Here is a 24,285-nt window from a genome sequence, read left to right on the forward strand (position 1 = left end):
CTGCTAAGCATAAAGCAAGCAAGGTTTGGCTGCGCGAGTTGCTGCACAGGCATCGCTGGGGGCGGGCTCTATGCAGCAGCGTCCTGCTTCGGCAGTAGCTACAGCTTGGCCACAGGTAGTAGAACTGCCGCCAGCAAGTATTTCTGTTGCCTAAACCTATCCTGGCTACATTCCCTAGCAAGCACAGCTATAACCCGCCGTAAGGCAATTTTACGGCTCTGGCCTTCTCCACATTCTCTTTTCCCTTAATCCTAGTCAGTATTCTAGCTAACAAGCTCGATTGGGGAGCGAAGCTTTCATGTACTACCGCCCCATTAGCCCTTACTCGTGAAGCTCTAATTTCTGTAAAGTTTCCTTGAAAACGAAGATGGTTTTTTTCTGCAACAAATTTGAGTAGTCTTTCAGCGTGCAGTGGAGACTTTAGCTGCTTAAAATAGTCAGAAATAAGTTGCAGGCGAAAGCCGTAAGTTTCAGCTGCTGCTCGCCCCATTATGGCAAAGCGGTCATTAAGCCCATTGTAAAGCGCCCAATCAGGAGTAATCAACAGTTTTTCTCCGTGCTGCTGCAGTTTCCGCGCAAACTCTTCAAAGGGAAAGGGGTCATGATAAATCATATCTGGACGTAGGTAAATAAATAAATCATTTGGTCCTGCTTGCCCGTGCCAAAATTCTGTTACTTTTTCTAGGCTATGGAGTGCCCTACAAAGATTTTTGGTGCTTTGAAAGTCGTCACCCCATGCGTCACCATGCGTATTGACTGAATCCCAATCAAAGCTGTAGTCGAACAAATCCTGTTTTATATGCTTGTATAAGTTTATGCCTAATTTTTCATGACCATTTACTTCAATACTCACATTTTCCTCTCCGGAATGTCGGTTTGAAAAGTTGCCATTGATATGCATGAATGCCGCTAAAGTATGGTAGCGCCAACCTAGTTTTATTAAGGGGTCGAGTATATTCTGTTGTATTGATGCTTGGGTTTTTGACAATGAGCGGTTCATGCCAAAAAAGCATATCCATACTTGACCTGTATAGTTTATTTGTTTCATAAGATTCTGGTTGGTTATTTGTTATTAAAATAACTTTTTTAAGTTGCGGATAAAATTATTAAGACTTTTTAAAGCACTTGATAAATAAAATTTTTTGGTTTATGCAGCAATATATTAATATCTGTCAGTGTCAAGCCTATTTCGCTGTGCAGTGCAAAGCAAATATTATTTAATACTGCATTTGCTACTGAAGTACTGTTGCATGTTTTATTAGCCCAAATATAGCTATTGTACTTCGATAAGAAAATAAGTTGGCCATCCTGCATCAGATAGGCTAAAGTAGGGTAGCAGTCACAGTCATTGTTTGCCTCCCTTTACACAAAGGGTAATAGAGATTTAGCACACAAACCATCCTTTTCTAGTTACTTACTACTAAACGGTTGAAATAATCTTATTCGCTGCTAGTTCAGGCTTGTTAAGTGGCGCAGTGTGCTTTGGCAATAAGAACAAGCCCGGTGTTTGGTAACAGAAGGCACCTTGTCGGATGCGAGCTTTATTAGGCTTCCAAACTCAACATTAACTAAATCCTGATTAAAGCTATAAAGCAACCGTCGCTACTACAGTGCCTGCCGTAAAATATATCCTAATCCTTGGCTGTTGAAGCGCTTTGGTATAAACTAGCAAAGTTTTGATGATTCAAAGAATATGATAAATTTATTAGTTAGGTAAGTATCTGATTGTTGATTTATCGAAGAGATTTAGTGAAGAACTTGTTTTGTGAGTTTGTGTGTAATTACCTTTGCCTATATTGAAAATAAATTTAAGTATTTTTTGGTTAACATGAAAAATAAATTTAAGTTATATACGGATTTGAGTCTGCTAAAAATTGGCCGCTATGTGCAGATGCTTATACCATTTATGTCTGACGATATAGCTAAGCAAGAATCTAGAATAGTTGAAGCCGGTAGGTTTGATGATTATATCAAATTTGGTAGAAATTTTATAGAATTAACCTCTATCGAGGAGTGTGATGCCTGTTTGTTGCCGATATATTATGACTTATCAGCTAATAGACGCTCTTTTGAAGAAAGTATTCAAGATTTTTTAGATAAAGTTGGCAAGGCTAACAAAAAATTATTAATATTTGCTGGTCATGATGTTGCAAATGTAGCCATTACTATTAAAAATTCTATTGTATTTACTAGTGCTATTGATAAGTCATCGCAGGCAAATAATGAACAATCATGGCCTCATTTTTTTGAAGATTTTTTAAAAAAATATACTGAAGGTAATATAATACCTCGTTCTAGGGGTATTACTCCCGTAATAGGTTTTTGTGGTTATGCTCCGCCTTTAAATGTATCTTTTGGAAAAGAAAAAATAATTAGTGGAATAAAATTAATTACAAATTACCTTGGATTAATTCAAAAGTATCCAGATAAGATATCTCACTCATACCGGGCAAGGGCAATAATTGGATTGCAAAGGTCTTCTAAAATCGCTCCTAATTTTGTATTAAAAAGTAATTTTGCATTCGGACCTAGTGGGCTTAATTCTGGTAAGGTAACAGAATCAAATGCTGATTTTAGAAGAATTTTTGTAGAAAATATATTAAATAGTGATTATACACTGTGCGTGCGAGGTATAGGGAATAATTCTATCAGATTCTTTGAGACTATCTGTTGCGGTAGAATACCTGTATTTGTAGATACTGACAGTGTTTTACCGTATGATAGCGTAATTAATTGGCGAGAACTGTGCGTCTGGGTAGCTGAAAAAGATGTGGATAGGATTGATGAAGTAGTGGCAAACTTTCATCGTTCTATTTCAGATGAAGATTTTATAGCTTTGCAGAAGCGATTAAGAAATGTTTGGGAAGAGTATTTGTCGCCGACGGGCTTTTTTAAAAACCTACACCTGCTAATAAACTCTTGAAGTAAGAATATTTAGTATGTAGAAGAAGGTACACCTCTATTTTAGTAGTGAGGCAGACGCTGTTCTTTACTCATATAGTTGCCTTCCGAAGACTAATTTAAGTGTCAACCGACTTGTAACCAATTGGTTGCTAACCGTTGCTATTTGCTATTTCAGGAAGTGAAAGTAGCGATACTAGTTTTGCACTCAGCAGGTGCGCCGCTAAAGCCAGTCTGGTCGGCTGCAGTTTTAGTTAATATGCTAAGGCTACTACGGTAGCCCTGCGGCTACAGCAGCGGCCCGCAGCAGCTGCGCCTGCGCGAGTTCGACCAGTACTTCGACCAGCTGCTGCACGCCCCCGCCACCAGCACCATCCCCAGCGGCCACGTGCGCCGCGAGCTGCTGGCCGTGCTGCTGCGCTATTACCAGCTGCACCTGGAAGGCTTCGGCGAAATAAAATCGTTGGAAGTGCTCAGCGAGGTGCTGGGGGGCTAGGGCGCGCAAAGGCGCTTGTACCGCCGCCCTAGGGCAGCGTGGCAGTGCAACCCCTAGGCGGCCGGGCGCTTCTGTAGGGCCTCACCCCACTAGCATGCACAATGAATTGCAGCCGGAGTTGCCTTATTCGCCTGCTTAGCCTACTGCTGCTGGCGCTATTTAGCGAAGTTGCGGCTGCCCAAGGCCTAAGCAGTTCCGTAACTGGTAGCGTGCGCGACTCGGCGAGCCAGCAGCCAGTAGCGTTTGCCACGGTGGTTTTGTGGCCCAAGGGGGCGCTGGCGGGCCCACCAGCCGCCAGTGCCAGCACCGATGCCCAGGGCCGCTTTACGCTGGCAGTGGCGCCGGGCACCTTTCGCCTACAAGTAAGCCTGGTAGGCTATGCCACTCACCAGCAGCAAGTAGTGGTGGCGGAGCCGGTGGCGCTAGCTCTCATATGGCTGGTGCCCGCGCCCCAGCAGCTAGGCGAAGCCGTGGTGGTGGGCACCCGGCCGCTGGTAGAAGTGCAGCCCGACCGCCTAGTGTACCACGCCAGCCAGGACGTAGGCAACGCTGGTGGCACCGGCCAGGATGTGCTGCGCCACACCCCGCTGCTGGCCGTGGATAACCTCGGCAGCGTAACCCTGCGTGGCTCGGGCAATTTCAAGGTGCTGATTAACAACAAGCCCGCGCCGGCGCTCACGCAAAACCTGGCTCAAGCCCTGAAAAGCCTGCCCGCCGACCAAATCCTGCGTGTGGAAGTAGTAACTACCCCTTCGGCGAAGAACGACGGTGAAGGCACGGCGGGCCTGGTCAACATCGTGCTCAAAAAAGCAACGGGCCCGGCGCTGAACGGGCGCCTTGGCGCCAGCGGCGGCAACCAAAGCAGCGAAACCACGGCCGCCCTCGGCTGGAAGCGCGGTAAGGTGGGTAGCACCTTGGCGGTGGGGGCCGGCGGCTGGCGCGAGCCCGACTTCCTAACGCGCCGCCGCCTGGATTTTACGAGTACTGGCCCGGCCGATACGCTTACCCAAAGCGGCCGGCGCCAGAATACCGGCACCTGGTACAACGCCTCCCTAGGGCTCGACTACGACCTAGCCGCGCACCACAGCTTCTCCCTGCTGGCGGTGCTGAGCGGCTACCAGGCCCAGGGGCAGCGCGCCCTGCTTAGTCAGCTGTCGTCGGCAAATGCGGCAGTTAATCAGCTTTTTACCCGCGCTACTACTGACTACGTGGGCAGCCTCGGCACCGAGCTTACGGGCACCTATACCCGCACCTTCGCCCGGGCCCGGCGCGAGTGGAGCGTGCTGGGCCAGTACGCCGCCACGGCCGGCACCGCAGGGTATGGCTTCGACCAGTATACCAATTCGCGCGCGCCGCTGAATCCCGCCCAGGCCGACTACCGCGAGCGTAGCCAGGGCCGTACCCCCAGCCGCGAGCTTACCGCCCAAACAGACTTCACCCAGCCCCTAGGCGCCAAAAGCACCCTGGAGGTGGGCACCAAAGCTATTTTTCGGCGCACGGGCTCGGTGGCCGAGGTAGCGGGTAGCGCGCCGGGCCAAGCCCTGGGGCTGGCGCCGCTGCCGGGCCGGGGCACTAGTTTCAGCTACCAGCAGCAAGTGCAAGCCGCCTACGCCAGCTATGCTACGGCGCCGGGTAAGCAGCTAACGGCCACCCTAGGGGCCCGCCTGGAGCGCACCGCCGACGAGGCTGACTTTGGGGCTGGTGGGGGCAGCCTGCCGCCCCGCAGCTACTATTCGCCGCTACCCAGTGCCAGCCTGCGCTACGCTTTTAGCGATACCAGCAGCCTGCGCCTGGCGTACAGCCGCCGCATTACCCGCCCATCCATCGACTTTCTCAACCCATTTGTTGACCGCTCCAATCCGCAGAATATCACCTACGGCAACCCCACGCTAGCGGCTGAGCTAACCGATGCGTACGAGGCCAGCTACGCTACCGGCATGCGCACCGCCACGCTGCTGCTAACGGGCGCGGTGCGCCACACCGGCCGCGCTATTGAGGCGGTGCGCCTGCCCACCAGCACGCCGGGCGTCACGGCCCAAACCTTTGCCAACGTGGCGGCCACCACCTATTACCAGCTCACCCTCTACGGCACGGCCAAGTTCACGCAGCGCTGGGAAGTCAGCGGCGGCCCCAACGCGCAGTACGTGGTATTTCTGAGCCCCGACCGCGAACTGCTGCGCCGCGGCTTCTCGGCCGGCATGAACGTGGATACCTCGTACCACTTCACCCGCAAGCTCACCGCGCAGGCGTCGCTGGCGGCCGCCCTGCCCGCGCCCACCCTGCAGGGCCAGGGCTCGGCCAGCCTGTATTACACCCTAGGGGTCAAAAAAACGGTGTTCGGCGACCAGGCCGACCTGGTGCTAAACCTGGCCAATCCCTTTACCGACTCGTTTCCCAACCGCAGCAGCCTTGCCACCGCGTTCCTCGACGAGCGCACCGAGTACCGCACCTACCAGCGCTCCTTGCGCCTCAGCTTCAACTACCGCTTCGGCCAGGAAGACCCAGCGCGCCCCCACAAAAAGGCCAGCAACGACGACCTGAAAAGCCGGTAGCAACCAATGGTAATCAAAAACGCAAAACGCCAGGCTACTGCAGCCTGGCGTTAGGAATAAGCCCTAGGAGGACGCGCCGAAATACCGGGCGGCTTACTTTTTCTTGGCCGCGGGACTCGCCTTTTTAACGGCCGGCTTGCCCTTGCTGGCGGGGCTGCTGGCCGCTGGCCTGGTGGTATTGAGCAGCTCTACGTCGAAGCGCAGTGGCGCATCGGCTGGAATGTCGGCGCCCGCGCCACGCTCGCCGTAGGCCAGCGACGAAGGAATGAGCAGGGTGGCTTTGCTGCCCTTGGGCAGCGCGGCAATGCCCTGGTCCCAACCCGGAATAACCTGGCCGGCACCCAGCTTGAAGTCGAACGGCGTGCCGCCGTGCTTGTCGCTCGAGTCGAATTCCTTGCCCGTGGCCAGCACCGTGCCGCGGTACTTCACGCGCACCGTTTCGCCGGCCGTGGGCAGCGGGCCGGTGCCGTGCTTGGTAATGACGTACCAAGTGCCGCCGGGCGTCTTCTTGGCCACGGACGCCAGCTTATATTCCTGCAAATAGGCCTGGATGGCAGCGTTGTCCTTGGGTAGCTGGGTGGCGGCATGGGCCTTGGCCTGGCGCTCCTGCTCGGCCCGCGCCTGCTGCTGAATCTGCTGCATGGCGGCCATCGCCTGGGCCTGCGTCACCAGCCCTACGGCCGTAACGTGCATTACCAACGCGTTGCCGCCGCGCTTCAGCTCGGCCGGCACCGGGCGGCCCTTAAACAGCGAGTCGGCCCCGAACCGGAACACGGCGCTGTCGCCGGGTAGCAGCAGCGACATGGCTTCCTCAGGGCCACCTTTGCGCTGCACGGGCTGCAGCGGCACGGGCACCGGCTGGTTCTTCAGCTGCTGCCGCGAGCTTTGCAGCACCGAGTCGCGTCCGGTGAGGTAGGCCACGTGGGCCATTAAGAACTTGCCCTGGCGGGTGCTATAGGCCGAGTCGGTGGGCACCACCAGCGGGCGGCGCTGGTAGCCACCACCCGGCGCCCGCCGAAACAGCTGGTACTCGGTGCCGCTGGGCAGGCGCTCGAAGCCAGTGGCCGGCGCCTGGGCCTGGGCGGTGCCCCCTAGGGCCACCAAGGAAAGAAAAGCTAACAAAAAACGCTTCATGGCGCGAGAATTACGGGTAAAAAAAACCGCCACGCCAAAACGGCGTGGCGGCAACAAAAGGGGCTAGGGCAGCTGGCTACTGGCCCGCCGGGGCCGAGGTGGGAGCCTGGGCAGCCGGGTTCATGGCGCCCGCCGGCATCTTGGGGGCGTCCTTAATGTCCACTACCTCGATATCGAAGCGCAGCGGCGAGTTGGCCGGAATGGCGGGCGGCGAGCCAGCCTTGCCATACGCCAGCGACGAAGGCACCAGAATAGTTGCCTTAGCGCCTTTGCTGAGCTGCGTCAGGGCATCGTCCCAGCCGGGAATAACCTGGCCGCGGCCCACGGCAAACGAGAAGTCAGGCTGGCCGGGGTGCTTGGCGCTCGAGTCAAACTCCTTGCCGTCGAGCAGCGTGCCGCGGTATTTTACCGTCACGAGCTGGCCGGGCTTGGCATCGGGGCCGGTGCCAGGCTGGGTAGTCAGGATGTAAACGCCGCTGCCGGTAGCGCTTTTCTTGGCGGCCGTCAGGTTGTTTTTCTTGATGTAGTCCTGCAGCGTCACCTCGTCTTTCTTGTCCTGGTCGGCGGCGTAGGCGCGCATCTGGCGCTGCTGCTCAGCCATGGCTATTTGCTGCAGCTCCTGCTGCATGCTCATGGCCTCGGCCTGGTCAATTACTTTCACGCCCACTACCTGCATTACCAGGTAGTTGCCGCCGCGCTTCAGCTCGGCCGGCACCGGGCGGCCTTTGAAGAGCGAGTCGGCGCGGAAGCGGAACACGGCGCTGTCGCCGGGCTGCACCAGGGCTAGAGCCTCCTCCTGGCCGCCTTTGCGGGTGGCCGCCATCAGGGGCAGGGGTACGGGATGATTTTGCAGCTGCTGCCGCGAGCTTTGCAGCACCGAGTCCTTGCCGGTCAGGTAGGTGACGTGGGCCAGCAAAAACTTGCCCTGGCGGTCCTTAAAAGTAGGGTCTTCGCCGTTGGCTACCGTGCGGGCTGTGTACTTGCTGCCATCCTTTTTGAAAAGCTTGTACTCAATGCCCGACTTGGTTTTGGCAAAGTCGCCGCCACTGTTGCACGACGAAACGAGGGAAGCAATGCTAAGCGCGCCAGCCGCCAGGGCCAGCTGCCGGGCCACGCCGGGCCGGAAAGTAAACTGCATGAAAACAGATTGAAAATGAAATGTGGGAAATGCGGAGGATGTGTAAATGTGAGAGATGTGAAAATGAGCTGGTAATTTTCACATCTCTCACATTTACACATCTTCTACATTCGAAATTCAAAGTTAGGCCAGCGGCGGCGCAACTACCACCGGCACCGGCTCGGGCACCGGGGTGCTCACCAGCTGGGCCTGGTACTGCGGAAGCAGCCCCACGAAGCGCTCCACCGTGGCATCGAGCGGCTGGTAGCTGACGCCACCCGAGGCGTTGTGGTGCCCGCCGCCGTCGAAGTGGGCGCGCGAGAAATCAGCCACCGAAAAGTCACCCACCGAGCGGAAGGAAATCTTCACCGCCGAGCCGCGGTCGATGAACACGGCCGCCAACACGATGCCCTCGATGCTGAGCGCGTAGTTGACCAGGCCTTCGGTGTCGCCGGTCTTGCTTTCGTAGTCGCGCAACTCCTGCTGCGTCACGGCAATGTAGGCGGTGTTGAATTCACGGCGCACCACCAGCTTATCTTTCAAGATGTACCCTAGGAAGCGCAGCCGAATTTCGGAGTGCGAATCGTAGATGCGGCGGTGCACGGCGGCCAAGTCGATGCCCACGTTGAGCAGCTCGGCGATGATGAGGTGCACGTTGCGCGAGGTGCTGGGGTGCCGAAACGAGCCCGTGTCGGTCATGATGCCTGCGTAGAGCGCCTCGCCCATGCCGCGGTCAATGAGGTCCTGGTCGCCGAGGGCCCGAATAATCTCGAAAATCAGCTCGGCCGTGGCCGCCGCCTGCACATCGGAGTAGGCCAGGTCGGCGAAGTGCTCGGGGCGCTGGTGATGGTCGATGAGCACCTTGTAGCCCGGCGCCGTGCGCACGTACTCGCCTAGCTCATTGATGCGCCCTAGGCAGTTAAAATCGAGGCAGAAGAGCAGGTCGGCCCGGTGCACCAGGTCGCGCACCTGGCGGTCGTTGTGGCGCGGCTCATACACCACCACCTCGTCGTTGCCCGCCATCCAGTTGAGGAAGGCCGGGTAGTCGGAGGGCGTGACGACCGTCACGGAGTGGCCCTTCTTTTTAAGGTAGGTGGCCCAGGCCAGCGACGAGCCCAGCGCGTCGGCGTCGGGCTTGTGGTGGGTGGTGATAAATATCTGTTTGGGCTCGGCCAGTAGGCTCTGCAACTCGGAGACGGAAGGAAACATCGACAGCGTGACTGACCTACGAATGCGAACTAAACAACGACCGGCGCCCGGCCGGCATAAAAACGGGCCGACAAAGTTCGGCACGAATTGGGTTTCAACACGCAACCCGAGGGGTAAGGTTCGCCTTCATCGAAGTTGCCAGCCCGCTGCTTAGCCTACCTTTGCGCCCCCAAGCCCATCATTTCCCCTTTTACACCCTCGAAAAAAAGCATGGCAACCAACCGCACCTTCACGATGATTAAGCCCGACGCCGTGGCCGACCAGCACATTGGCGACATTTTGGCCATGATTGAGCACGGCGGCTTCCGTATCGTGGAGCTTCAGAAAGTAACCCTGACGCCCGAGCGCGCCGGCGAATTTTACGCCGTGCACAAAGAGCGCCCTTTTTACGGCGACTTAGTAAAGTACATGTCGAGCGGCCCCATCGTGGCCGCCATCCTCGAAAAAGATAACGCCGTGGCAGACTTCCGCACCCTCATCGGCGCCACCAACCCGGCCAACGCCGAGGAAGGCACCATCCGCAAAAAATTTGCGAAGAGCATCGAGGCCAACGCCGTGCACGGCTCCGACTCGGACGAGAACGCCCAAATTGAGGGTGCGTTTTTCTTTAAATCGTAGATTTAATTGACGCAACGGATTTCACAAGCGCGCTCGCGATGCGGGCTGGCTAAGCAGATTTTCGCTTAAAAAGCAAATACCCGTCTGACAATCAGGCGGGTATTTTTGTGCCCTAGCAGGCGGAAGGGATGGAACTCTTGTGCTCTTTTTATACTGCCGAGCTTAGGCTGCTAGCGCTGGCTCGGAGTAGGCGGCTTCTTGGGGCTGCGCCTCGTGCTTGTGCTTGAAGAGGAACACGAACAGCACGGCAATGGTGAGGGCGTAGCCGGCGAAGGCCAGCCAGATGCCGTGCCAGTCCTTGTTGCCGCTGGCGTCGGTGAAGTAGTGCTGGATAACGAGGCCGCTGATGGAGCTGCCTAGCACGGCGCCAAAGCCGTTAGTCATCATCATAAACAAGCCCTGGGCGCTGGCCCGGATGCTGGGCTGGGTCTGGGTTTCGACGAATAGCGAACCCGAGATATTGAAAAAATCGAAGGCCATGCCGTAGACGATGCACGAGAGAATAATCATCCATAGGCCATCGGCGGGGTTGCTGTAGGCTAGCAGGCCAAAGCGCAACACCCAGGCAATCATGCTAAATAGCATTACCTGCTTGATGCCGAAGCGCCGCAAAAAGAACGGAATAGCCAGAATAAAGAGCGTTTCCGAAATCTGCGAAATTGACATGATAAAAGCCGGGTGCTGCACCGAAAGCGTGTCGCGGTAAGCCGGAATCTTGTCGAAGTCGTGCAGGAAGGTGTCGCCGTAGGCGTTGGTGAGCTGCAAAGCGGCCCCGAGCAGCAGGGCAAAAAGGAAAAAGGTGGCCAGCTTGCGGTCGCGCAACAGGGCGAACGACTTGAGCCCTAGGGCATCTACCAGCGAGCGGCCCGATGAGCCCGACGAGGGCGGCGGGCACTTGGGCAGCGTGAACGCGTAGAAGCCCAGCAGCAGCGCCGCGCCGGCGGCCACGTAAAACTGGTTGGCCGACTTTTCGAACCCCAGGAAGGTGACCGTCCACATGGCCGCGATGAAGCCTACCGTGCCCCACACCCGGATGGGCGGGTAGTCCTTCACCACGTCGAGGCCCTGGCTTTTGAGGGCCGAGTACGACACGGCAATGGATAGCGCCAGCGTGGGCATGTAAAAAATCATGTTTAGCAGGATAACCCAGAAGAACACGCCGGGGTCGGTGACGAACGGGATGGCGCACAGCGTGAGGCTGCCTAGCAGGTGCAGCGCGCCGTAGAGCTTTTCGGCATTCACCCACTTATCGGCCACAATGCCCATGAGCGAGGGCATGAAGATGGACGCGATGCCCATGGTCGAGAAAATGGCCCCGAACTGCGCCCCCGACCACTGCTTGGTTTGAAACCAGTACGCGCCAATCGTAATCAGCCACGCGCCCCAAATAAAAAACTGCAAGAAGCTCAGCACAGTCAGGCGCAACTTGATACTCATGGGGCTCGGCTTAAAAGAAAAAAGGACGCTTTTGCTGCTAAAGATACAAAAACTCCCGCCAGAAATATGACGCCTGCGTTACGCCCCGGCGGCTGGCGCCCCACGCAAAAACGCCCGTCTGCGCAGGGCAGGCGGGCGTTTGGCAGGCTGAGTGGGCCTAGGAAAAGTGCCTAAGGCTACTTGGCAGCGTCGAAGCGCTTGTTCACCTCGTCCCAGTTGATGAGGTTGAAGAAGGCGGCGATGTAGTCGGGGCGCTTGTTCTGGTACTTGAGGTAATAGGCGTGCTCCCACACGTCGAGGCCCAGGATGGGGGTGCCGCCGCAGGTATTGGCATCGGGCATCAGCGGGTTGTCTTGGTTGGGCGTCGAGCAGATTTTCAGCGAGCCGTCGGCCACCTTGCACAGCCAAGCCCAGCCCGAGCCGAAGCGCGTGGTGGCGGCCTTGGTGAACTCCTCCTTGAACTTGTCGTAGCTGCCGAACGACTGGTTGATGGCGTCGGCCACGGCACCGGTAGGCTGCCCGCCGCCGTTGGGGCTCAGAATGGTCCACCACAGCGAGTGGTTCCAGTGGCCGCCGCCGTTGTTGCGAATGGCCGGCGTAGCCTTGGCAATGTTGTGCAGAATTTCCTCCAGGCTCTGGTTCTCAAACTCGGTGCCCGCGATGGCGGCGTTCAGGTTAGTGACGTAGGCCTGGTGGTGCTTGGTGTGGTGAATCTCCTGGGTTTGCGCGTCAAACGTGGGTTCGAGGGCGTCGTAGGAATAGGGCAGCTTGGGCAGTTCGAAAGCCATGGTGCGGGTGAGTTAAGGTAAAATCAATGTGACCCTGCTATAACCCCTAACCAGCAGTTGAGGTTACGGCGCAGCTTAGTTGCCGGCGTCTACCTGCTGGCCATCAGTTGGTTGGGCAATAGCGCCATCCGGCACTCGATGCGCACTATCCCAGCCCGCGCTTCTGCGCGAAGAACGCCTGCATCAGCACCGCGCACTCTTCGGCGCACACGCCCCCTAGGGCCTGGGTGCGCGGGTGCAGCAGCCCCAGGGCGTGGCGGCGGTAGCCGGTGCGGGGCTCGTCGGCCCCGAATACCAGCCGGCCCACCTGGGCCCAGGCGCTGGCCCCGGCGCACATCACGCAGGGCTCCACAGTCACGTACAGGGTGCAGTGGGTGAGATACTTATTGCCCAAGCGGTTGGCGGCGGCTGTAAGGGCTAGCATCTCGGCGTGGGCCGTCACGTCGCGCAATTGCTCGGTTTGGTTGCGGCCTCGCCCAATTATTTCGCCCGCCAGCACCACCACGGCCCCAATCGGAATTTCGCCCGCCGCCAGCGCCTGCTGCGCCTCCCCTAGGGCCTGGCGCATAAAATACTCGTCGGTGAGCATGGGTGGCAAAGGCATTGGCGGAATATACAAAGAACGTCATGCTGAGCCCCGCGAAGCATCTCTACCGAACAACGACGCGGTAGAGATGCTTCGCGGGGCTCAGCATGACGTTCTTTTAAACAAAGTATTGACTACTTCAACTCCACGGCGCCCATCGCGGCCTGGGCTATCGGCCGCCACTTGGCCTGCTCCTCGGCCGGGGCCGAGAACGAGAAAATGTACAGCTGCTGCCCTTGCACGGCGTACTGGATGTACTCGTACTTGCGGATGGCGGCCTGCTGCACCGTGCGGCGGTTGTCGCTCAGGGTCGAGACGAACTCCAGCACCGCAAACTCGCGGCCGTTCACCTTGCGCGTTTCCTGGGTCAAAAAATCAACTTTGGTATAGAGCCGCTGCACGCTGGCCTTGTACATGGCCAGCAGAATAGGGTAGTCGGGCCCAAACGTAGTAGGCCGCGCCGAAATGCTGTAGTCGATGCGCCCGCTGGGGTCACTGAACACCGCCAGGGGCTTGCGCGCCGCCGGAAACTTCACGGCAATGCCTTCGTCGGGCAGCGGCGCGAAGCCTTGGGGCACGCCCACGGCCAAGCCCGGCGCCAGCTTTACGGTGGTGAGCTTGGGTTTGGGCGGGGCAAAGCTGGTGAGCGCCAGCAGCAGGCAAAACGAAAGCAGGAGTTTCATAGAGCAGGTAAAAGTACGGCCCGGCTGGGTAGCCGGGCCGGGCTGAACCAAGGTAAAGGCCTAGGGCCTAGCGCCGCGGCGAAGGGTAGCGAATGCGGACTTTCTTCCAGTATACATAGTTAGCTATCTTGGCTTCAATGAGATAGGTGCCGGCCTGGATGTGCCCTAGGTCCACGGGCGCGCCGGTGTTGTTGGCCGGGTCGAGCGCCTGCTGATACACCACCCTGTCCTTGTAGTCAGTCATCACTAGCGTGCCGGGCTTGGTAAACTGCTGGGTGAAGCTCAGCAGCACGCTGTTAGAATTGGGTTTGGGATAAATATCAATGCCCGAGAGCGTTTCGACGCGCTTGATGGGGCCGTCGAGCGTGACGGCGGGCGCTTCGCTCTTGGTTTTTACGTCTACGCCGCTGTCACTCTTGGTTTTAGTCTTGACTTTGGTTTGGGCCTGGGCGGCGCCGGCCGCCAGCAGGGCAGCCCCTAGGGCCAGGGTAGGAAGGACTTTCATAATCGCAGATTTAACGGATTTAACGGATTGCGTGGATACGCTTGGCTAAAGCCAAGCTGACTACGCGAGTGGTGTTGAGAATGGACGCGGACGTATTTTCTCTCCTTACATACTCCATACCAAACTTCTGGAGCCCAAAAAACGAAGTACCTTCGCCCAATTTTGCGCCCCGCGCTCACTCCTAAATCATCCGCGTAGTCAGCCTGCCTCCGACAGGCGTATCCGCGAAATCCGTTAAATCCGTTAAATCTGCGATGTTAAGGACGCACACCAACGGCGAGCTTCGCCAAGAAAATGTAGGTCAGACTGTTACGCTTGTGGGCTGGGTGCAGCGCACCCGCGACAAAGGTGGCATCCTGTGGGTTGACTTGCGCGACCGGTACGGCATCACGCAGCTAGCCCTCGAAGAAGGCGTAGAAAGCGACGCGGTGCGCGAGCAGGCCCGCGAGCTAGGCCGCGAATACGTGGTCAGTGTAACGGGCCGGGTAGCCGAGCGCTACTCCAAAAACCCGCACCTGCCCACCGGCGACATTGAGGTGCGCGTTGAGAAGCTGGAGGTCCTGAATCCGGCCAAGCTGCCGCCCTTTCTCATTGAGGATGAGACGGATGGTGGTGACGACCTGCGCATGCGCTACCGCTACCTCGACCTGCGCCGCACGCCCGTGCGCAACAACCTACTGCTGCGCCACCGCATGGCCCAGGCCGTGCGCCGTTACCTCGACGGCCAAAACTTTATTGAAGTGGAAACCCCGGTGCTCATCAAGAGCACGCCCGAAGGTGCCCGCGATTTCGTGGTGCCCTCTCGCATGAACCCCGGCGAGTTTTACGCCCTGCCCCAATCGCCCCAGACGTTCAAGCAGTTGCTGATGGTGTCGGGCTTCGACCGCTACTTCCAGATTGTGAAGTGCTTCCGCGACGAAGACCTGCGCGCCGACCGCCAGCCCGAGTTCACCCAGATTGACTGCGAAATGGCCTTCGTGGAGCAGGAGGATATCCTCAACACTTTCGAAGGCCTGGTGCGCTACCTCTTCAAGGAAATTAAGGGCCTAGACTTCCCCACCGTGCCGCGCATGGAGTACGCCGACGCCATGCGCTGGTATGGCAACGACAAGCCTGACGTGCGCTTCGAGATGAAGTTTGTGGAGCTGAACGAAGTAGTTAAAGGCCAAGGCTTTACGGTGTTTGATAACGCCGAGCTGGTAGTAGGCATCAACGCCTTCAACTGCGCCACTTACACCCGCAAGCAACTAGATGAGCTGACCAATTTTGTGAAAAAGCCGCAGCTCGGCGCTACCGGCCTCGTGTATGCCCGCGTAGAGCCCGATGGCAGCGTAAAATCGTCGGTCGATAAGTTTTACTCGCCCGAGGAGCTGCAGAAATGGAAGGCTGCCTTCAACGCCCAGCCCGGCGACTTGCTGCTCATCCTGGCCGGTCCAGCCGATAAAACCCGCAAGGCGCTCAGCGAGTTACGCCTCGAGATGGGCCAGCGCCTAGGCCTGCGCGACAAGGAAACCTTCGCCCCGCTGTGGGTAGTTAACTTCCCGCTGCTAGAGTACATCGAAGAAGAGGGGCGCTACTTCGCCATGCACCATCCCTTCACCTCGCCCAAACCCGAGGACGTGCATCTGCTCGACGACCCCGCCACCATCGGCCAGGCCCGCGCCAATGCCTACGACTTGGTAATCAATGGCGTAGAGGTAGGTGGCGGCTCCATTCGCATTCATGACCGGGCGGTGCAGGCCCGCATGTTCGCGCTCCTAGGGTTCTCGCCCGAAGAAGCCCAGGCCCAGTTTGGCTTCCTGCTCGATGCCTTCGAGTACGGCGCACCGCCCCACGGTGGCATCGCCTTCGGCTTTGACCGCCTGTGCTCGCTCTTCGGCGGTGCCGATAGCATCCGTGACTTCATCGCCTTCCCCAAAAACAACTCGGGCCGCGACGTGATGATTGATTCGCCCTCACCGATTTCGGGCAAGCAACTCACAGAGCTAAGTATTAAGACGGATGTAGTAGCGAAGTAAGCGTAGCTACCACTCGTAAAAACGAAAGCGGCGCCTGATGCATCAGGCGCCGCTTTCGTTTCTGTAGAAATCGGGTTAGAAATTCCGCTCGCCCGTTTCGCGCTTGCCTAACATGACCGAGCCCACTAGCGCCGTGAGCAGTAGGATGGAAGCTAACTCGAAGGGCAGCGAGTACTCTTTGAACAGCACTAGCCCTAGGCGGTTGACCATGCCTACCTGCGAGTCGAAAGTGTCGGCGTTGTAGCCAGCGGGCTGCACGTTGTGCAGCGCTGCTACCATCACGAGTAGCAGCAAGCCTCCGGCAATGGCGGCTGAAATCTGAGCCAGCGCCGGCTTGTGCGGCTCGGTGTCCTCATTGAGGTTCAAGAACATAATCACGAACAGGAAGAGCACCATAATGGCTCCAGCGTACACGATGATGTTCACGGCGGCCAAGAACTGCGCGTTAAGCAGCAGGTAGTGGGCCGATAGAGTGAAGAACGTCAGGATGAGGAATAACACGCTGTGTACCGGGTTTTTAGCCAGCACCACCCCTAGGGCGCTCAGCAGTGCAACAAAGCAAAGAAAGAGAAAGAGGGACATGCTGTAGCGCGGACTTTTAGCCCGCGAGAGAGAATAAGTAAAGTAGCGGACTAAAAGCCCGCGCTACAGAGTAGTTACGCCGTTTGCAGCTGCACTTTCAGCGAGCTGGCTTGCTCGGGCGTGAGCTGGATACCACGCTTGCTGCGTTTGTCGGGGTCGGCGGGCTCTACCAAGCGGTCTTTGCCGTAGATGAACTCGTCGCGCTCGTAGCGCGGCGGCGCCATTTTGTCGGCTTGCAGGTAAATAGCCGCCTTCGGGCAAGCCTCCTCACAGAGACCGCAGAATATGCAGCGCAGCATATTAATCTCGTAGCTAACGGCGTACTTCTCTTCGCGGTAAAGGTTCTGCTCGCCTTTCTTGCGCTCGCCGGCTACCATCGTAATGGCTTCGGCGGGGCAGGCCACGGCGCACAGCCCGCAGGCCGTGCAACGCTCGCGGCCCTGTTCGTCGCGCTTCAGCACGTGCAAGCCACGGAAAACCGGCGAGAAGGGGCGCGTTTCTTCGGGGTAGCGAATGGTGGCCTTCTTCATGAAGAAGTGCCGCATCGTAATGCTCAAGCCCTGGAAAATAGCCGGCAGATAGGCGCGCTCAGCGAGCGTCATCGGCTTCTTTTCTAGTACTTTAGCGCGTTTGCTCAGCGATTGCATAAGAAATAATCAAATTAGCGCACGGCCATGCCCGAGGCCAGCCACCACTGCTTCACCTCGGGAATAACCCCAGTGAAGATAAGGCCGCCCGTGAGCAGGATATTGAAGATGGCCAGCGGAATGAGGATGGTCCAGCCCAGGCGCATCAGCTGGTCGTAGCGGAAGCGCGGCAGCGTCCAACGCACCCACATGAAAAAGAAAATGAAGGCAAAAATCTTCAAGAAGAAGCCTACTGCGCCCAGAATGGAAATAATGTTCTGCGCCGCATCAACCGACATGCCGCGCGAGGTATGCAGCCACTCGCTCAACTCGTACTGAAACGGAAAATTGAACCCCCCGAAGTACAAGACGCTCATCACGGCCGAGGCCACGAAGACGTTAATATATTCGGCGAACAGGTACAGGCCGAGCTTCATCGAACTATACTCGGTGTGGTAGCCGCCTACCAGCTCAGTTTCGCACTCGGGCAGGTCGAAGGGCGTGCGGTTGGTTTCGGCGAAGGCGCACACCAGGAAAATGATGAAGCCGAGGGGTTGCTTCACGATATTCCAGAAGTGCCATTCGCCGGGTACTGATTGCTGCAGCGTGATTTCGCGCAGCGAGAGCGTGCCCGACATCATCAGCACTGCAATGAGGGCCAGGCCCATTGCTAGCTCGTAGCTGATATTTTGGGAAGCGGCCCGGATGGCGCCCAGCAGCGAAAATTTGTTGTTAGAAGCCCAGCCGCCAATCATGATGCCGTATACCCCTAGTGCCACTACGCCAAATACATACAGCATGCCTACGTTAATTTCAATGCCTTGCAGCATTACCACCGTAGTGCCAAACTTGAGGAAGTTGCCGAATGGAATAACGGCCGACGACATTAACGCCGTGACCATGGCCAGGCAAGGGCCGAAAATAAACAGGGCTTTGTTGGCACCGCCGGGGAAGAATTCTTCCTTAGTGAACATCTTCACGGCATCGGCCAGGGGCTGCGCTAAGCCGTAGGGCCCTGCGCGGTCGGGCCCCACACGGTCTTGCAAGAAAGCCGCGATAACACGCTCGGCGTAAGTACAATACGTAGCAATCAGCAGCGAGAGGCCGAATACTACCAGGATAACGAGGCCTTGCCAGCCTAGGGTTTCGAGAGCCATTTATTATAATCGTATGTCATGCTGCGCTTGCCGAAGCGTGACGTTCTAGTAGTTATCCATTAAAGCCGCCCAACTTCAGCGGCGGGTTCTGCTCTAGCTCGCGCACGGTGCTTTCGGGTAGGTCGGCAATAATCTGGGCGTTGAGCACGGGCAGCTCATAGTGGTTGGCCGAGATAACCGACGAGCGGTCGATGTGGGCCGGGCCTTCCAGTATCCAGTCGGCCGTTTCCTTTCTCTCGAAGCGGCACTCATTGCAAATCCACTCCTTCACCTCGCCGTACTCGTCTTTGCGGGCCGTTACGCGCAGCACGTCCTTGCCTTTATACCAGAGCGTTACCTTGCCGCTGCACTTCTCGTGCGAGCAGTCGCGGTGGGCATTGACGGGCTTAGTAAACCACACGCGCGACTTAAAGCGCCAGGTTTTGTCAGTAAGTGCGCCCACCGGGCAGACGTCAATTACGTTGCCGATAAAGTCGTTATCGAGCGAATTTTCGATGTAAGTACCAATCTCGGCGGCGTCGCCGCGGCCCAGCACGCCGTGCACGCGGTTGTCGGTCACTTGGTTGGCCGTGTACACGCAGCGGTAGCACAGGATGCAGCGCGTCATGTGCAGCTGGATGTAGGGGCCAATGTCGATTTTCTCGAACGTGCGGCGCTCCTCTTCATAGCGCGTGGTGCTCACGCCGTGCTCGAAGGCGAAGTTCTGCAAGTCGCACTCGCCGGCCTGGTCGCACACCGGGCAGTCAAGCGGGTGATTGATGAGCAGCATCTCCACAATGCCTTTGCGCACGTCGAGCACCTGCTGGTTGGTGGTGTTTTCCACCACCATCCCATCCTGCACCGGCGTGATGCACGAAGCCACCAGCTTGGGCATGGGACGCGGGTCTTTGGCTGAGCCGGCGGCCACCTTCACCAGGCAGGCCCGGCATTTGCCGCCGCTGCCTTTCAGGGGCGTGTAGTAGCACATGGCGGGCGGCACCACGCTACCCCCAATCTGCCGGGCTGCATTCAGGATGGTAGTGCCATCGGGCACTTCTACCTCAATTCCGTCGAAAGTTATTTTAGCCATTAGTTAGATAACTAAGAACGTCCTGCTGAGCTTGCCAAAGCATCTCTACCGTGCCGTTCGGGTGTCGTTCTGCCAAGATGCTTCGGTAAGCTCAGCAGGACGTTCTAAATTCAAAACTACGCTAGCACCAGATTGCCACGGTAAGCGGCGCCCGGCGCGGTAGCCTCCTTGGGGTGCGTCACGTGCCACTCAAACTCGTCGCGGAAGTGGCGCACGGCGGCGGCTACCGGCCAGGCAGCTGCCTCCCCTAGGGGGCAAATAGTATTGCCCTCAATCTGCTTGGCCACGCTCACAATCAGGTCGATGTCGTGCATCGAGCCGTGGCCGTGCTCCAGGCGGTGCAATACTTTTTCGAGCCAGCCGGTGCCTTCGCGGCAAGGCGAGCACTGCCCGCAGCTTTCGTGGTGGTAGAAGCGCGAGAAATTCCAGGTGTTCTTCACGATGCACGTCGTTTCATCCATCGCAATAAAGCCCCCTGAGCCCAGCATAGTACCCGTCACGAAGCCCCCATCGCTAAGCGACTCGTAGGTCATCAGGCGGTTTTCGCCCGCGGCAGTCTTGAGGATTAGCTCCTTCGGTAAAATCGGCACCGATGAGCCCCCGGCTACTACCGCCTTTAGCTCCCGGCCTTTCCAGATGCCGCCGCAGTATTCGTCGGAGTAAATAAACTCCTCTACCGGCACGCCCAACTCCAACTCGTAGATGCCGGGTTTATTGAGGTGGCCGCAAGCCGAGAACAGCTTGGTGCCCGTGCTTTTGCCTACGCCAATCTTGGCGTACTCATCCCCCCCTAGGTTGAGGATGGGCACCACGGCCGCGATGCTTTCTACATTATTAACCACCGTGGGGCGGGCGTACAGGCCCTGCACAGCCGGAAACGGCGGCTTGTTGCGCGGGTTGCCGCGCTTGCCTTCCAATGATTCCAGCAGGGCCGTTTCTTCGCCGCAGATGTAGGCGCCGCCACCCGGATGCACGTGTAAGTCCAGCGAGTAGCCCGAGCCTTGAATATTCTCGCCCAAGAAACCGTTGGCGTACGCCTCGGCAATTGCCTTTTCCAGAATGCGCAGCACGTACAGCAACTCGCCGCGGATGTAAATGTAGCTCGTGCGCGCCCCTAGGGCATAGCTGCCGGCAATCATGCCCTCAATGAGCAGGTGCGGCAGCTTCGACATCAGGTAGCGGTCCTTGAAGGTGCCCGGCTCGCTTTCGTCGGCGTTGCACACCAGGTAGCGCGGCACACCCTCGGGCTTGGCCAGGAAGCTCCACTTCATGCCAGTGGGGAAGCCCGCGCCGCCGCGCCCACGCAGGCCCGACTTCTTTACTTCCTCTACCACTTCTTCGGGCATCATTTTCAGCGCCTTCTCCACGGCGCGGTAGCCCCCGTGCTGGCGATACACCTTGAAGGTTTCGATGCCTTCAACGTTGACGTGTTCAGTTAATAGCTTGCGTCCCATAGTATTCGCTATCTAATTGTTTTGCAAGGAAGTCGGCAGCCCGTTCTCCTCCCACGGCAGGATGGGGCGGTGCACCATGCCGCGCAACTCGCGTAGCATGGCATCCACTGCCTCGGGCGTGTCGAGCGACTCGTAGTACTGCTCGCGCACCTGCACCACCGGCGCAAAGCCGCAAGCCGCCAGGCACTCTACTTCCTTAAGGGTGAAGTTGCCATCGGGCGAGTTACCGCCTACTTTGGCACCCGTTAGGCGCTCCAACTGGGCCGTCAGCTCGTCAGAGCCGCGCAGCATGCAGGGGCCGGTGCGGCAGATTTCAATCACGTGCTTGCCCACCGGCTTGAGGTTGAACATAGTGTAGAATGTGCTCACCTCATATACCTCAATAGGCTTGAGGTCCAGCACTTCGGCCACCAGGTCCTGCACCTCGGGGCTTACCCAGCCGCCAAACTCGGCCTGGGCAATGTGTAGCACCGGCAGCAAGGCCGACTTACGGCGGTCGTCGGGATAATGCGTGAGCAGGCGCTTAATTTCAGCTTGGGCGGCGGGCGAAAATTGCGGCTTGGCAGCGGTAGTCGGCTCCATAGGTTTCTTAAGCGGCGGGGGCTAGGCGTCCAACTCGCCGGCAATCACGTTCATCGAACTCAAAATAACAATCGCATCTGAGAGGCTGGTGCCCACTACCATTTCGGGGTAAGCCTGGTAGTAGATGAAGCACGGCCGGCGGAAGTGCAGACGGTAGGGCGTGCGCCCACCGTCTGAAACCAGATAAAAGCCCAACTCGCCGTTGCCGCCCTCTACCGAGTGGTAGACCTCGCCCACTGGGGCTTCAATCTCACCCATGATGATTTTGAAGTGGTAGATAAGCGCCTCCATGTTCTTATACACGGCCTGCTTGGGGGGCAGGTAATAGTGCGGCGCATCGGCGTGGAAAGGGCCCTCGGGCAGGTTGTCTAGCGCCTGGTTGATGATGCGCAGGCTCTGCCAGATTTCCTCGTTGCGCACGATAAATCGGTCGTAGGTATCGCCGTTGGTGCCCACCGGAATATCAAACTCGAAATCCTCATACGAGGAGTAGGGGTTCATCACCCGCACGTCGTAGTCCACGCCCGCCGCCCGCAGGTTGGGGCCAGTGAAGCCGTAGTTGAGCGCCCGCTCGGCCGAGATGGGCCCCACGTTGCTGATGCGGTCCATGAAAATGCGGTTGCGCGTGAACATAGACTCAAACTCGCGCATCACGGCCGGAAACTCCTTGAGCCACTTGCGCAGTTTTTGCAGCGCCACGGGCGAGAAGTCGCGCTCCATACCGCCCACGCGGCCCATGTTGGTAGTCAGGCGCGAGCCGCACACCTCCTCGTAAATCTCGTAAATCTTCTCGCGTTCTTGGAACACGTAGAGGAAGCCGGTGAAAGCGCCCGTATCCACTCCCAGAATGGAATTGCAGATGAGGTGGTCAGCAATGCGGGCCAGCTCCATCATAATCACGCGCATGTACTGGGCTCTTTTGGGCACCTGTACCCCTAGGAGCTTCTCCACCGTCATGTGCCAGCCCATGTTGTTAATGGGGCTGGAGCAGTAGTTCATGCGGTCCGTCAGCGGTGTAATTTGGTAGAATGGCCGCCGCTCGGCAATCTTCTCAAATGCCCGGTGGATGTAGCCAATCGTGGACACACCCGAAATAATCCGTTCGCCATCCATTTGCAGGATGTTTTGGAAGATACCGTGCGTGGCCGGGTGCGTGGGCCCTAGGTTGAGGGTCGTTAGCTCCTGCGAGAAGTCGTTGAGGGTGGGCACCAACTGCCCGCCCTGCTGCTCGCGGGCTTCTTCGATAATCTTGTGGGTGCCAGCTAGGGCGTCATTCACTGCCATGGTTTCAGAGCTTAGAACCTAGAACTTAGAGCTTAGATTTTGATATGAAAAAAATGGAAAGCCAGAACCTATTCTACGTTCTAAGCTTGCCCTTCTAAGCTCTGAAAACTACCGTCCGAAGAACAAGTCCGTTTTGTCCTCGCGGGTGCCGTCTTCTAGGGGGTATTCTTTACGCATGGGATGGTAGTCCATATCCTCTACGTTCAGAATTCGAATCAAATTGGGGTGGCCGGGGAAGATAACGCCGTAAAAATCATAGGCCTCGCGCTCCATCCAGTTAGCGGTAGCGTACAGGTCGGTGATGGTAGGCACCACCGGGTCGGCGATGGGAAAGAAAATCTTGATGCGCAGCCGGATATTATGCACCAGGCTGTGCAGGTGGTATATCATCCCAAGCTCCTGGTTCAGGTTCTCGGGGTAGTGAATCCCGCACATCGTGGTCAGGAAGTGAAACATCAACTCCTGGTCTTGCTGCAAGCCAGCTATGATGTTGTGAATATGCTCGCGCTTGGTCGTTACCGTTAGCAAACCGTAGGGCTCGGCTACCTCCGTAAAGGTGGCTTCACCAAACAGCTTGTGCAGCAGGGCCAGTACCTGCGCATTTTGCTGCGCGGTAGGGTCCTGGGTGGCAGCCTCGGCCTGGGCTACGGGCGATTCTTCTTTGGTGGGGTCAGCCATTATTCTTATCAAAAAAGGCGGTCAGGCTTCATCTGGCGTACGCTTGCCGAAGCATGACCGCCTTTTTTGCTTGTTACTTAATATTATAGGATGCCAGCAACTCCTGGTATTCGGGCGAGTTGCGACGGCGGATGCTCTCGTTCTTGGCCAAATCCTGAATGCGCATCAGGCCGTCGAGCACCTGCTCGGGGCGGGGTGGGCAGCCCGGAATGTACACATCCACCGGAATGATGCGGTCGATGCCTTGCAGCACCGAGTAGCTGTCGAAGATGCCGCCCGACGATGCGCAGGCGCCCATCGCCAGCACCCAGCGGGGCTCGGCCATCTGTTCGTACACTTGCTTCACGATGGGGGCCATTTTCTTGGCAATGGTGCCCATTACCATCAGCAGGTCGGCCTGCCGAGGCGAGAAGCTGGGCCGCTCCGAGCCGAAGCGCGAGATGTCGTAGTGCGCGCCCATGGTGGCCATAAACTCAATGCCGCAGCACGAGGTAGCAAAGGGCAGGGGCCAGAGCGAGTTGGCGCGGGCAATGCCCACTACCTTCTCGAGCGAGGTGGCAAAGAAGCCGGCGCCTTCCACGCCATCGGGAGCGGCAACGGTTTTGATTTCAGGAACGCGGGTATCCATTTTCAATTATCAATTAACGGTTATCAGTCGTCAGCTCCTATCAGTCGGGGCTTGGGTAGCAGGCCAAAGCAGGCTGCAAGCGATAACTGATAATGGATGGCTGACAGCTGGCCTAGGCTGCCTGGGCAGTCTCAACGGGCTGCTTCTGCAACGCCGCTGGCGCCGCGAAAGTTTGCGCCGA

General features: G+C 57.4%; 22 protein-coding genes. 4 read left to right on the forward strand and 18 right to left on the reverse strand.

The annotated features are described in order from the left end of the window. Positions 1–187: 187 nt before the first annotated feature. Complete coding sequence (locus tag HHL22_RS15705; protein WP_169532284.1) at positions 188–1,048, reverse strand: hypothetical protein; 861 nt, start codon at positions 1,046–1,048, stop codon at positions 188–190. A 780-nt stretch (positions 1,049–1,828) separates the two neighbouring features. Here HHL22_RS15705 and HHL22_RS15710 point away from each other — a divergent pair. Beyond that, a complete protein-coding gene (locus HHL22_RS15710) occupies positions 1,829–2,923 on the forward strand; it encodes an exostosin domain-containing protein (RefSeq protein WP_169532285.1) in 1,095 nt (364 codons plus the stop codon). Positions 2,924–3,498: 575 nt separating this feature from the next. Next, complete coding sequence (locus HHL22_RS15715; RefSeq protein ID WP_241738112.1) at positions 3,499–5,949, forward strand: TonB-dependent receptor domain-containing protein; 2,451 nt, start codon at positions 3,499–3,501, stop codon at positions 5,947–5,949. A gap of 93 nt (positions 5,950–6,042) precedes the next feature. On the opposite strand, the gene HHL22_RS15720 is transcribed toward HHL22_RS15715, so the two are convergent. From HHL22_RS15720 to HHL22_RS15730, 3 genes are all read right to left on the reverse strand, one after another. Beyond that, the gene (locus HHL22_RS15720) at positions 6,043–7,083 is read right to left on the reverse strand and encodes an FKBP-type peptidyl-prolyl cis-trans isomerase (protein ID WP_169532287.1); all 1,041 of its coding nucleotides are present in this window, start codon (positions 7,081–7,083) and stop codon (positions 6,043–6,045) included. A 76-nt stretch (positions 7,084–7,159) separates the two neighbouring features. Continuing rightward, entirely contained in the window at positions 7,160–8,221 is a 1,062-nt protein-coding gene (locus HHL22_RS15725) for an FKBP-type peptidyl-prolyl cis-trans isomerase (RefSeq protein ID WP_169532288.1), read from the reverse strand. A gap of 123 nt (positions 8,222–8,344) precedes the next feature. After that, on the reverse strand, positions 8,345–9,409 hold the full coding sequence (locus HHL22_RS15730; RefSeq protein ID WP_169532289.1) for a DHH family phosphoesterase: 1,065 nt from the start codon (positions 9,407–9,409) through the stop codon (positions 8,345–8,347). A gap of 210 nt (positions 9,410–9,619) precedes the next feature. Between HHL22_RS15730 and HHL22_RS15735 the strand changes: the two genes are divergently transcribed. Beyond that, on the forward strand, positions 9,620–10,027 hold the full coding sequence (locus HHL22_RS15735) for a nucleoside-diphosphate kinase (RefSeq protein ID WP_169532290.1): 408 nt from the start codon (positions 9,620–9,622) through the stop codon (positions 10,025–10,027). A 162-nt stretch (positions 10,028–10,189) separates the two neighbouring features. On the opposite strand, the gene HHL22_RS15740 is transcribed toward HHL22_RS15735, so the two are convergent. From HHL22_RS15740 to HHL22_RS15760, 5 genes are all read right to left on the reverse strand, one after another. Continuing rightward, positions 10,190–11,464: a nucleoside permease gene (locus tag HHL22_RS15740; RefSeq protein WP_169532291.1), complete on the reverse strand. Its 1,275-nt coding sequence runs from the start codon at positions 11,462–11,464 to the stop codon at positions 10,190–10,192. Between the two features lie 176 nt (positions 11,465–11,640). Next, a complete protein-coding gene (locus tag HHL22_RS15745; protein ID WP_169532292.1) occupies positions 11,641–12,252 on the reverse strand; it encodes a superoxide dismutase in 612 nt (203 codons plus the stop codon). A gap of 145 nt (positions 12,253–12,397) precedes the next feature. Then, positions 12,398–12,856: a nucleoside deaminase gene (locus HHL22_RS15750; RefSeq protein WP_241738113.1), complete on the reverse strand. Its 459-nt coding sequence runs from the start codon at positions 12,854–12,856 to the stop codon at positions 12,398–12,400. A 116-nt stretch (positions 12,857–12,972) separates the two neighbouring features. Continuing rightward, positions 12,973–13,521, reverse strand: a complete 549-nt coding sequence (locus HHL22_RS15755; RefSeq protein WP_169532293.1) for a hypothetical protein — start codon at positions 13,519–13,521, stop codon at positions 12,973–12,975. Positions 13,522–13,588: 67 nt separating this feature from the next. Beyond that, entirely contained in the window at positions 13,589–14,026 is a 438-nt protein-coding gene (locus tag HHL22_RS15760) for a T9SS type A sorting domain-containing protein (protein ID WP_169532294.1), read from the reverse strand. Positions 14,027–14,280: 254 nt separating this feature from the next. Here HHL22_RS15760 and aspS point away from each other — a divergent pair, with 254 nt between their 5' ends. After that, positions 14,281–16,044, forward strand: coding sequence for an aspartate--tRNA ligase (gene aspS / locus HHL22_RS15765; RefSeq protein ID WP_169532295.1), 1,764 nt, complete (start codon positions 14,281–14,283; stop codon positions 16,042–16,044). 75 nt (positions 16,045–16,119) lie between these two features. On the opposite strand, the gene HHL22_RS15770 is transcribed toward aspS, so the two are convergent. From HHL22_RS15770 to HHL22_RS15810, 9 genes are all read right to left on the reverse strand, one after another. Beyond that, positions 16,120–16,626 (reverse strand): NADH-quinone oxidoreductase subunit J family protein, encoded by a 507-nt coding sequence (locus tag HHL22_RS15770; RefSeq protein WP_169532296.1) that lies wholly within the window; start codon positions 16,624–16,626, stop codon positions 16,120–16,122. A 74-nt stretch (positions 16,627–16,700) separates the two neighbouring features. Then, complete coding sequence (locus tag HHL22_RS15775) at positions 16,701–17,228, reverse strand: NuoI/complex I 23 kDa subunit family protein (RefSeq protein WP_206680728.1); 528 nt, start codon at positions 17,226–17,228, stop codon at positions 16,701–16,703. A gap of 59 nt (positions 17,229–17,287) precedes the next feature. After that, positions 17,288–18,409 carry an NADH-quinone oxidoreductase subunit NuoH gene (nuoH, locus tag HHL22_RS15780; RefSeq protein WP_169532298.1) on the reverse strand — a complete coding sequence of 374 codons (1,122 nt, stop codon included), beginning with the start codon at positions 18,407–18,409 and terminating at the stop codon, positions 17,288–17,290. A 52-nt stretch (positions 18,410–18,461) separates the two neighbouring features. Next, positions 18,462–19,478, reverse strand: a complete 1,017-nt coding sequence (locus HHL22_RS15785) for a 2Fe-2S iron-sulfur cluster-binding protein (RefSeq protein WP_169532299.1) — start codon at positions 19,476–19,478, stop codon at positions 18,462–18,464. A gap of 116 nt (positions 19,479–19,594) precedes the next feature. Next, the gene (nuoF, locus tag HHL22_RS15790; protein WP_169532300.1) at positions 19,595–20,932 is read right to left on the reverse strand and encodes an NADH-quinone oxidoreductase subunit NuoF; all 1,338 of its coding nucleotides are present in this window, start codon (positions 20,930–20,932) and stop codon (positions 19,595–19,597) included. A 12-nt stretch (positions 20,933–20,944) separates the two neighbouring features. After that, the gene (locus tag HHL22_RS15795) at positions 20,945–21,514 is read right to left on the reverse strand and encodes an NADH-quinone oxidoreductase subunit NuoE family protein (RefSeq protein WP_169532301.1); all 570 of its coding nucleotides are present in this window, start codon (positions 21,512–21,514) and stop codon (positions 20,945–20,947) included. A 21-nt stretch (positions 21,515–21,535) separates the two neighbouring features. Next, positions 21,536–22,798: an NADH-quinone oxidoreductase subunit D gene (locus HHL22_RS15800; RefSeq protein WP_169532302.1), complete on the reverse strand. Its 1,263-nt coding sequence runs from the start codon at positions 22,796–22,798 to the stop codon at positions 21,536–21,538. A 108-nt stretch (positions 22,799–22,906) separates the two neighbouring features. Further along, the gene (locus HHL22_RS15805) at positions 22,907–23,476 is read right to left on the reverse strand and encodes an NADH-quinone oxidoreductase subunit C (protein ID WP_169532303.1); all 570 of its coding nucleotides are present in this window, start codon (positions 23,474–23,476) and stop codon (positions 22,907–22,909) included. Positions 23,477–23,549: 73 nt separating this feature from the next. Further along, positions 23,550–24,104: an NADH-quinone oxidoreductase subunit B gene (locus HHL22_RS15810; RefSeq protein ID WP_195809295.1), complete on the reverse strand. Its 555-nt coding sequence runs from the start codon at positions 24,102–24,104 to the stop codon at positions 23,550–23,552. Between the last annotated feature and the right edge of the window lie 181 nt (positions 24,105–24,285).

Source organism: Hymenobacter polaris, assembly GCF_012927305.1.
GTDB lineage: Bacteria > Bacteroidota > Bacteroidia > Cytophagales > Hymenobacteraceae > Hymenobacter > Hymenobacter polaris.